The organism is Nostoc sp. CALU 546, assembly GCF_048836525.1.
In genome coordinates this window covers 1-2,023 of the sequence record NZ_JAWJTF010000342.1, presented here as the reverse complement: position 1 = coordinate 2,023, position 2,023 = coordinate 1, and the positions used below count along the sequence as shown (strand labels likewise).

General features: G+C 37.5%; 2 protein-coding genes. One reads left to right on the top strand and one right to left on the bottom strand.

Annotated elements, in window-relative coordinates:
- Positions 1 to 852 precede the first annotated feature (852 nt).
- Positions 853 to 1,053, bottom strand: coding sequence for a heavy-metal-associated domain-containing protein (locus RRG12_RS43500; RefSeq protein WP_069067838.1), 201 nt, complete (start codon positions 1,051 to 1,053; stop codon positions 853 to 855).
- Between the two features lie 244 nt (positions 1,054 to 1,297).
- Between RRG12_RS43500 and RRG12_RS43495 the strand changes: the two genes are divergently transcribed.
- Positions 1,298 to 2,023 (top strand): alanine--tRNA ligase-related protein (locus tag RRG12_RS43495; protein WP_420763314.1); only part of this gene is annotated, 726 nt, incomplete at its 3' end.

Below are 2,023 nucleotides of genomic sequence, written 5' to 3'. Positions count from 1 at the left end.
ATGTTTTAGGCTGAGTTATTTTTTTGTTATATATTTTTTAAAACGCCAAAATTACACTATTTTTCCAAGTTAAATCTCCTTTTTCGGCTTTAGATTTACTACTACATTGTCTGAAATATCCCCTTCTGACAACTAATGTCTTCTTTACACTTTGTTTTTCAAACAGTAAAAATACTGAATATTATATGGATGTATAAAAATGATTGCTATAGTTTCTTAAGTGCTATTTTCTGATGAAATTACCCAAATAAATAGCTTCTAAGAACCGTCGGATTTGGCAGCTAAATTTCTTTTCAAGTAGAAAAATAAAGAAAATATAAAGTTTGTTCATCCAATTATAAAAACCCAAATTTTATCGTTGAATTAAAAATGTTCTTTCCCATAGAACATTCAAGCCTTTCTCTTTGCTAACCAGGCTTTTATCAAGTATCAGGGTAGGAGTGGAATTGCAAAAAATAATGCACATTAAATAGACAGCAAAACTCCCTCCTACTATGGGCAGTAGATTTCTGTCACTAACATACACTACAATTGCAGAGCGGATTTCTATGGTAAAAGATTCACAATTTAAGTGAAATGTGAATCTTTGATTCACAAGGTTTTGGTAGGAGAAAGAAAATGTCTTTGCCTACGCTTTATAACTGTTTATTTGTTTAGTTAATTCACATCTTGTTTTGTTTGCTGCAACACATAGATTGAGAAAAAAAGATAAATAAAAAAGTTGATGTCAAAATTTGCCCCGAATGTGCGGAAATTAGTTAGATTCCGCGCGTAGAAGGGTAGAAAAAATGTAATTTTTTTAGCGTTGCCTGAGATATTAAAATCTAAACTTCTGTGACAAGCTAGAACCGATCAGTAACCTTCAACTGTGTAACCAGCAGCAACAATTACCTGTTTGATTGACTCCTCTGAAGCTGCGGATTCTACTATGACAGTTTTAGCGTTAACATCTATATCCACTTTGGCATCGGGTTCCATAACGTGTATAGACTCAGTAATTGTATCTGCACATCCCTCACAAGCAATATTTGATACCTTCAGTTTTAGTGCCATTTGTTACCCCAGTATGGAAAATTTAAATTATTTCTTAAGGATTAATATTAACCATTAAAACCCAATTATGCATCCCACTAGAGTTAGATAACGGTATAAAAGCGTCCTAATCTCTGCATTTTGCTTACCGACTGGCACAATTTGCTGGCAGTAATATGAAACAAAATGCAAGAATATATAAAGCTATTGATGAAAATACACTTACCCAGTGCCGCTGCGCCCAAGCCTAAAGTTAAAAACACCTATGTCTTCAAATCCCCAGTACCTAAGCGGTAACGAAATTCGCAACATATTTCTCGACTTCTTTGCTAAACGGGAACACCAAATTCTTCCAAGTGCCTCCCTCGTGCCAGAAGACCCAACCGTGCTGCTGACGATCGCGGGGATGCTACCATTTAAGCCGATATTCTTAGGGCAACGGACACCAGAATTTAAGCGGGCCACGACTTCGCAAAAGTGTATCCGTACCAACGATATCGAAAATGTCGGACGCACCAAACGGCATCATACATTTTTTGAGATGCTGGGTAATTTCAGCTTTGGTGATTATTTTAAAGAACAAGCGATCGCTTGGGGTTGGGAAATCTCTACACAAGTCTTTGGCTTTTCCCCCCAAAATCTGGTTGTCAGCGTTTTTAAAGATGATGATGAAGCTTTTGGAATTTGGCGCGATCAAATCGGTGTACCGATAGCGAGAATTAAACGCTTGGGCGAAGATGATAACTTTTGGGTATCTGGCCCCACTGGCCCTTGTGGCCCTTGTTCCGAAATTTATTATGACTTTCACCCAGAACGCGGTGACGAAAATATAGATTTAGAAGATGATTCCCGGTTCATCGAGTTTTACAACCTCGTGTTCATGCAATATAACCGAGATGCTTCCGGGAATTTAACGCCACTGCAAAACAAGAACATTGACACCGGCATGGGTTTGGATAGAATGGCGCAAATTCTCCAAAAAGTGCCCAAT

What these genes read in the sequence shown, in the direction of transcription:
- RRG12_RS43500 (WP_069067838.1), bottom strand. Translation starts at nt 1,053, where the DNA reads ATGGCACTAAAACTGAAGGTATCAAATATTGCTTGTGAGGGATGTGCA.